Here is an 8,678-nt window from a genome sequence, read left to right as displayed (position 1 = left end):
AATTTACAATTGTATACAATTCGAAATTTGATGAAAAATTGATGGAAGACGGTTATATTAATGATGATAAAGGTCGGTACTCTAACAGTAACCTTTTTGAATTATACCCTACATTAAACAAAGAAACAAGTTCAATAGTAAGAAGCATAACAAAAGGTGAAGTAGTAATTAAAAAATTTCAAAGAATTGTAGATTTTAAAGGGAATACATATTGCACTCACAATATTACTATTCCTATTGTTATAAAAGGCAAAATAATGGGTGCTATGGAGCTGGTAAAGGATGTAACTACCGTAGATTATATAAATAATGAAGATAGTTATGAAGAAGAAAATAGAGAGTTTACCTCTAATACATTTTTAGACTCCAGTAAAATATCCTTTGAAAATTTCATAACAAGAGACTTAAATATGTTAAAAGTTATCGAACAAGCTAAGATAGCTGCTAAAATACAAAGTCCAACACTTATTTATGGAGAATCAGGAACAGGTAAAGAAGTGTTAGTTCAAGCTATGATCAATTATAGCGGCATATCAAGAAAAAATGTTATTATTCAAAACTGTGCAGCTTTGCCGGATAATTTAATTGAATCAATATTGTTTGGTACATATAAGGGGGCTTATACAGGGGCTGAAAATAGAAAAGGTTTATTTGAGGAAGCGGACAATGGTCTGATATTTTTAGATGAACTCAATTCAATTCCTTATGATGTGCAGGGAAAACTTCTAAGGGTATTGCAAGATGGAAGTTTTAGGCCTGTAGGTTCAAATGAAGAGAAGCATGTAAATGTTAAAATTATAGCTGCTATGAACGTGGAACCTTTAAAAGCAATTGAAGAAAAACAATTAAGAAGTGATTTGTTTTACAGGCTGAGCGGAGGAATGATATACATTCCGTCTCTTAGAGACAGGAAAAAAGATATTAAGTTATTCATAAACCATTATATTAAAGAATATAATAATATTTATGAAAAAAATGCCAAGGGTATATCTAACGAATTGGAAAAATTTTTCATGGAATATAATTGGGGCGGAAATGTAAGGGAACTAAAACATATTATAGAATCAATGATTGGCGTAACTGATAGAAAAATTTTAGATGTACAGCAATTGCCTGCATACTTGTATAATCGTGTATATAAGATTAAAGAAAATGATAAAGTAATCACAAACGGAGAACCTGTTTACAATTTGGAAGCATATAATTTAAAAAATATATTGAAAAAAAAAGAAATTGAAACTATAAAAAAAGTGTTGGAAATAACAAGAGGAAATAAAACAAAGGCAGGGGAAATTTTAGGAATACCTAGACAAACTTTAAAATATAAGATGGATAAGTTTGATATAAAATAAATAAAACGACAAATACTTGTCGGTAGCATCTATAACGACAATTATCTGTCGTTTTTAACAAAAAAACCGACAGATAATTGTCTTTTTTTTGATGCGGAAAATGTATGCAATAAAATATATTGAAATTTTAACTTTTTATTTTTGGCATGATAATTGCTTTAAATAATATTAAGTTAAAAATATTTTAAATTAAATGCAATTATTTTGTTTTATTGAGCAGGATTAATGCAAAAGTATATTTTATTGGAGGATGTTTAAGATGAAAGTAGCAGTATTAGGATCAGGCAACGGAGCACATGCGGTTGCATTTGAATGGGGTAGAGCAGGCCATGATATATATATGTTTGACTTTGAAGAATTCCCAAAAGCTATTGCAGCAATCAATAAAGCTGGAGGCATATATTCAGAAGGTGAGATGGAAGGCTTTCAAAAAATAGAATATGCAGGCAGTGACATTTCAAAAGTTGTAAAATATGCGGATCTGATTTTTGCCGTGGGTCCTGCTTATAGCACTGAACCTTTTGGAAAAGCATGCAAACCATATGTTAAACCTGGACAAAAATATGTAATATGCCCAAGCTCATGCTGCGGAAGCATCGTATTTAAAAATGCTTTAGGTATTGATATAAAAGATGAATCAGTAATTATTGCAGAAACTTCTACATTGCCGTATGCTGTAAGAATAATTGGTGATGCAAAAATTGCCGTATACAACAGATTAAAAGGCGGATATTCTGTAGCTGCACTGCCAGCTAAATATACAAAGGAAATATTTGATATTTTAGTAAGAGTATTTGACAAAATCAATATGGCTGAAAACGTATTGAAAACAACTCTTGCAAATGCAAATCCGGTAATTCATCCTGCTGTTTCATTGTTAAACGCTGCCTTAATAGAGAGAACTCATGGAGACTTTTTATTCTATGAAGAAGGTGTTACAACTTCTGTGGGTAGATTAATAAAGGCAGTTGACGATGAAAGAATTGCAATAGGAAAACAATTGGGAGTTACTGTTGTTCCAGATCCTGAACTTGGTATGCAACAAGGTTATCAGGCAGAGGCAACTTATGACATCGGATACTCAAAGGCACCTGGATTTTTAGGTATTAAAGCCCAGCCAACGCTTAATTACAGATATTTTAACGAAGATGCAGGTTTTGGTTTAGTGTTTCTAATCGATCTTGCAAAACAAATCGGTGTAAAAACACCTGTCATGGATTCAGTTTTAAAAATAGTATCAATTGTAATGGAAAGAGACTATAAAGCAGAAAAAGCAAGAACAATGGAAAAATTAGGTCTAGAAAAATACAGTTTGGAAGAATTAAAAGAAATATTATAGTCAGAAGCTAACAAGAAATATGTATATGTATTTATGAATATAAAATTATTTAAAACTTAAATAAGAAAGAAAAAATCATTTCGAAGTTAAATATAGATTTTTATATTGATATTTTATTCGTGATTATGTAAGATTTGCAATAATATAGTAATGATAGAAATAATCAATATTAATTTTTAAATCAGGAGGTATAACGAATGATTAAATACGTTGCAAAAAGATTATTACTTCTTATTCCAATATTAATTGGTGTTGCTTTCATTATCTTTACTATTATGGAATTTACTCCTGGCGACCCGGCAATTAGAATTTTAGGGATTGAAGCCCCTCGAGAAGCATTAGAACAGTTGAGAGAACAGTTAGGGTTAAACAGACCGTTTTTCACACGTTTTTTTGACTATATATTTAAAATTGTAACACAACTTGATTTTGGAATATCATGGAGAACAAAAAATCCGGTTTTTTATGATATTATGCCAAGAATACCAGTCAGTGTAACACTGGCTTTCCTTGGAATTGTTTTCGCAACAATAATAGGTATTCCTTTAGGTGTTTTGTCAGCAGTAAAACAGTACTCTCCAAGTGATAACATCTTAAGGGTGGTTTCAACGATATTGGTTGCAGTTCCTACATTCTGGTTAGCAATGTTACTAATATTGTTATTTTCTTCCTATTTGGCATGGCTTCCATCAAGTGGAGTAGCATCTTGGAAAAGTTATATTATGCCAGTTATAACCTGTGGAGGTCCATATGGCTGTGCAATTCTGAGGATGACTCGTTCTACAATGCTTGAAGAGATAAGACAAGATTATGTTAGAACAGCAAGAGCAAAGGGAGTACCAAATAATATAATTACTTACAAGCATGCGTTGAAAAATGCGTTATTGCCAGTTGTTACAACTATTGGACAAAACTTTGGAGCCATACTTGGTGGATCTGTTGTAGCTGAAAGCGTTTTTTCGTTACCTGGAATAGGCTCACTTGTTATTTTGGGTATAAAATCAAAAGATACGCCAACTGTTATTGCCAGTGTCCTTTTGATAGCTTTCTACTTTGCAATTATAATGCTTTTCGTTGACTTGGTATATGCATTCATAGATCCTCGCATTAAAGCAAAGTACTCAAAAGTAAATTAGGAGGAGATATGATGAATAAAGTTATTAATAAAGATACAGCAAAAGAAAACGTTACAAAGAAGCGTTCAACTGAGATTTGGAAGAGAATGTTGAGGGACAAAAGCAGTGTGGCTAGTTTAATTTTTATATTTCTCCTTATAATAGTAGCAATTTTTGCAAATGTCTTGATTGATAAAGATTTAGTAACAGCTCAAAATGTTGCTGAGCGTATTCAAGGACCATCTCTAGCACATTGGTTTGGTACTGATCTTTATGGACGAGATATTTTTGCCCGCGTTATATATGGATCACGTGTTTCATTAAGCATAGGAATATTTACAGTAATTATATCAACTATTATTGGTGGACTTCTTGGAGCTATTGCTGCATATTTTGGGGGTAGAATAGATGATATAATAATGCGTATTTCAGATATCTTTTTAGCTATTCCAGAACAGCTCTTAGCGATGTGTGTTGTTGCAGCTATGGGGGCAACACCTATAAGTGTTATTGCAGCATTAAGCGTAGCGGTTATACCTAATAGATGCAGACTTGTTAGGTCTACTGTGTTAAGTATAGTAGACACTCAGTATGTGGAGGCAGCACGAGCTTGTGGCATGAAGGACATTGGAATTATTGTTAAAGAGATTATGCCAAATACTCTCGGGCCTATTATAGTTGTTTCTACACAGGGGATAGCAAGCATAATGCTTACTGCTTCAAGCCTAAGCTATCTTGGGGTAGGAATACAGCCTCCTACTCCTGAGTGGGGTGCAATTATTTTTGAAGCAAGGGAATTTCTCCGTATTGCGCCATATATGTGTGTCCTACCTGGAATTGTCATTGTGTTAACTGCCCTTGCCTTTAATTTAGTTGGAGATGGATTAAGAGACGCACTAGATCCAAGGCTTAAGGACTGATAATAATAAGAAACAAAGGAGATAATGAAATGAATGAGGAATTGATTAGGGTAGAAAACCTTAAAGTAATATATAAGACGACGGATGAAATAGTGCAGGCTGTAAATGGAATAAGCTTCACCTTAAATAAGGGTGAAACTATTGGTCTAGTAGGAGAAACTGGAGCTGGGAAAACAACAACTGCATTAGGAATAATGAGGTTACTTCCTGAGAGGACTGGTAAGATTATTTCAGGAAGTATAACTTTTGAAGGTAATAATCTTTTAGAATTATCAGATGAAGAAATGCGATTGAAAATACGTGGCGAAAAAATTGCAATGATATTCCAAGATCCAATGACAGCTTTAAACCCGGTTATGACGGTGGGAGAACAAATAGCAGAAGCTATTCGTTATCATTCTGAGAAAATAAATGAATCAGAAATCGGAAAACGTGTTGATGAAGTTCTGGAATTGGTTGGAATTTCATCATCAAGAAAGCATGAATATCCTCATCAGTTTTCTGGCGGGATGAAGCAACGCGTTGTAATAGCTATTGCGCTATCTTGTGAGCCTGATCTTTTAATAGCTGATGAACCTACTACAGCCCTGGATGTAACTATTCAGGCACAGGTTCTTGCAATGATGGGTGATTTACGTGACCGTCTTAAAACTGCAATGATTTTGATTACACATGACCTTGGGGTTGTTGCACAGATTTGTGATAAGGTTGCAGTTATGTACGCTGGGGAACTTATTGAAGTTGGAATGCTAGAAGATATTTTTGTAAGTAAAGAACATCACCCTTACACTATTGGACTTTTTGGTGCAATTCCAAATTTAGAGGAGGATTCTGATAGGCTTTCACCAATCGTTGGTCTCATGCCTGATCCTGCAAAACTACCAAGAGGTTGTAATTTTCAAGACCGTTGCCCATATTGCATGGATGTTTGCAAAGAGAATAATCCAAAAGTATATGTAAATGGAACCCATAACATCGCCTGTCACCTATTTTCGGAAAAGCAGTTGTGGAAAGGAGATAATTATGAGTAAAATTAGTAATGATTCCCCCTTGATTGAATTAAAGCATCTTAAAAAGTATTATAGTATTGGTAAAAGTAAAAAACTTCATGCTGTTGATGACATAAACGCAAAAATTAGTAAGGGTACAACTCTAGGCGTAGTCGGCGAATCAGGATGTGGAAAAACAACACTTGGACGTACACTTTTAAAATTAATTGAACCAACTTCAGGTGAAATATTATTTGAAGGAGAAGATATAGCAAAACTAAACAACAACCAAATGAGAAAATACAGAAAGTCAATGCAGATAATTTTTCAAGATCCATATTCAAGTTTGAATCCTAGAAAATCTGTATATGAAACTATTGCTACTCCACTAATCGTCAATAAAGTGTTTGATAATAAAAATGATATGGAAAAACGAGTAAAAGAAGTTATGGATATTTGTGGTTTGCCAACTAGACTTACAAATTCTTTTCCTCATGAACTAGATGGGGGACGTCGTCAACGTATTTGTATAGCAAGGGCTTTAGCTCTTAAACCAAAATTCATTGTTTGTGATGAACCTGTTTCAGCTTTGGATGTTTCTATTCAAGCTCAAATTTTGAATTTGCTAATGGACCTACAGGATGAGATGGGTCTTGCGTATATGTTTATAACCCATGACTTGTCGGTAGTTAAACATATTTCAGATGAAATAATGGTAATGTATTTGGGAATGTGTATAGAAAAAGCTCCGTCAAAGGAAATATTTAAAAATCCTATTCATCCATACACACGTGCACTACTCTCTGCAATACCGGTGCCTAATATTTCTTCACGTACAAGAAAAATTGAAGTTGTACGTGGTGAATTGACTAGTCCAATAGATCCTGTGCCAGGATGCAGATTTGCTCCAAGATGCGAATATAGTCAGCCACAATGTACAGGTAAAAATATGGAATTAAACGAAATTTCACCAAATCATTTCGTGGCATGCCCCGTTATGGAGAAAATGCTTGGTAAATAAAATCATAATATTTAACAGATCTGAAACACTAATGTGTTTTGCATATAAAAAAGGAGGAAATAAAATATGAAAAATAAAAAATTTTTAGCGATGTTGTTATCTTTAGTGATGATTATGTCTGTATTATCAGGTTGTAGTGGGGCAACTACAGGTGGCAGTGTAGCTGATTCTGTAACTGACCCTGCAAACAGACCAGTTGTTGTATATGTTGCTGATATATTCAACACATTGAATCCGTTTGACACTGGAGCATTTTCGGATTCATATGTATTCAATCAGGTATATGAAACACTTGCCAAGGTTGATGATCAAGGAAATCCACAACCATATCTTGCAGAGTCTTGGGAAATAAGTGATGATGCTCTTACGTATACACTACAATTAGTAAAAGATGCTAAATTTCAAAACGGCGAAACTTTAAAAGCTTCAGATGTTGTTTTCACTTATGAGTATGCAAAACAATTTGCCGCTAAAAATGCATATTATGCAATGGTAAAGAGTGTTGAAGCATTAGATGATTATACAGTTAAAATTACACTTGATAAACCAACACCGCTGTTCCTTTCTCACACTCAGCAATTGCCTATAGTAAATGAGAAATTTGTTAAAGAAAATAACAATGACATTTCTAAGGTAGCTTGTGGTACTGGTGCTTATACGATTGTATCTTATGATCCTGCTGTTAAAGTTATGCTTACAAGAAACGATGACTATCGTCTTGGAGCAGCTAGTATTAAAGATGTTGAATTGCGTTACGTGAGTGATGCATCATCTGCAGTTGTATCTCTTGAGTCAGGTGAAATAAATTTTATGTCTGTACCTCCAGTAATGGCTACAACTTTGGAAGATAATGCAAATTTTACAAGTCAAAAAACATTGCCTCTATATACTGCAGTTATAGCAATGAATACTAAAGTTAAACCTTTTGACAATAAAGTTATACGTCAGGCTTTTTCATACGCTTGCGACAAACAGAGCATTATAGATATTGCATATGAAGGATTTGGAACAGTTGCTAGGCTACAAGCTTACACAAACAGTTTTGGTGTTGATTTTACAGGCGCTCCGGATTTTTCATACAATCCTGAAAAAGCTAAAGAACTGTTGGCACAGGCAGGATATCCAGATGGCCTGAACCTTACTAAGGAATTTGGAATTAAATTATTGACTATTCCTGGAACATTCCACGAAAAAGTAGGTCAAGTATTCCAAAAGAATCTTGCTGACATTGGCGTTGTAGTAGAACTTCAAAACACTCAGACTCCAGATGAAGATGTTGAAAGCGGAAATTTCGCAATCATGAATCAGGGAGCAACTTACCGCTCTGATTTTTCTTACAATGAATGCAACTACGGAGTAATAGGTATAGGCGGAAACAACTATTCACAAATGAATGAACCATACGTTGACGAAATGTTTGCTAAAGGTGCTGCTGAAACTGATCCAGAAGCAAGAAAAGCTATATACAAAGAGCTAATTAACTTCTTAATAGACTATTGCCCTGGTATTCCGGTTTTCCATAAACAAGAAATTTATTTCTGGAGTAGCGGCTTGAATGCATCTGCACATGACTCAGGAATGTTCCCATTCTTTGTATATGAGTGGAGCTGGAAGTAAAATGCATTAAAAGTTTAAAAGATTATATTTTAAATGTGGTGTTTATAAAAACGCCACATTTATTTTCTTGAATTTTTCTGTTTGTTCAAATACTGCAATTAAAATATACTTGTATTTTTACCAAGTATAGAGAATACATAGATTTATTTACATGAATCATAAAAAAATGGCAGATTTTATTCTGCCATTTACTTTATCCGTTTATTTTACAATCATCAATTCAGTTTTGCCTTCATCATTTACGGTAACAGTTACTGAGCTGTTTTCTATTAAATTTCCTCTTAAATACGCTTCGGATATTTCATCTTCAATATATTTTTGAATT

Annotated in this window: 7 protein-coding genes; all 7 read left to right on the top strand. The window is 33.8% G+C overall.

Annotation, left to right across the window (positions count from 1 at the left end; genetic code table 11):
- Nucleotides 1–1,352, top strand: a 1,352-nt coding sequence (locus SA378_RS05495; protein WP_318524982.1) for a sigma-54 interaction domain-containing protein, incomplete at its 5' end; no start/stop codon positions are given.
- A gap of 259 nt (nucleotides 1,353–1,611) precedes the next feature.
- Nucleotides 1,612–2,691: an NAD/NADP-dependent octopine/nopaline dehydrogenase family protein gene (locus SA378_RS05490; protein WP_318524981.1), complete on the top strand. Its 1,080-nt coding sequence runs from the start codon at nucleotides 1,612–1,614 to the stop codon at nucleotides 2,689–2,691.
- A 197-nt stretch (nucleotides 2,692–2,888) separates the two neighbouring features.
- Nucleotides 2,889–3,827 (top strand): ABC transporter permease, encoded by a 939-nt coding sequence (locus SA378_RS05485; RefSeq protein ID WP_318524980.1) that lies wholly within the window; start codon nucleotides 2,889–2,891, stop codon nucleotides 3,825–3,827.
- A gap of 8 nt (nucleotides 3,828–3,835) precedes the next feature.
- Entirely contained in the window at nucleotides 3,836–4,726 is an 891-nt protein-coding gene (locus SA378_RS05480) for an ABC transporter permease (RefSeq protein WP_318524979.1), read from the top strand.
- Nucleotides 4,727–4,755: 29 nt separating this feature from the next.
- Nucleotides 4,756–5,757: an ABC transporter ATP-binding protein gene (locus SA378_RS05475; protein ID WP_318524978.1), complete on the top strand. Its 1,002-nt coding sequence runs from the start codon at nucleotides 4,756–4,758 to the stop codon at nucleotides 5,755–5,757.
- The gene (locus tag SA378_RS05470; protein WP_318524977.1) at nucleotides 5,750–6,736 is read left to right on the top strand and encodes an oligopeptide/dipeptide ABC transporter ATP-binding protein; all 987 of its coding nucleotides are present in this window, start codon (nucleotides 5,750–5,752) and stop codon (nucleotides 6,734–6,736) included. The genes SA378_RS05475 and SA378_RS05470 overlap by 8 nt, the downstream gene beginning before the upstream one ends.
- A 66-nt stretch (nucleotides 6,737–6,802) precedes the next feature.
- The gene (locus tag SA378_RS05465) at nucleotides 6,803–8,353 is read left to right on the top strand and encodes an ABC transporter substrate-binding protein (RefSeq protein WP_318524976.1); all 1,551 of its coding nucleotides are present in this window, start codon (nucleotides 6,803–6,805) and stop codon (nucleotides 8,351–8,353) included.
- Nucleotides 8,354–8,678: the final 325 nt, after the last annotated feature.

Origin of the sequence: Sedimentibacter sp., assembly GCF_033447055.1 — a bacterium.
Taxonomy (GTDB): Bacteria; Bacillota; Clostridia; order Tissierellales; family Sedimentibacteraceae; genus Sedimentibacter.
Note: the sequence above shows the minus strand (reverse complement) of the source record. Positions and strands in the feature narration are given on the sequence as shown.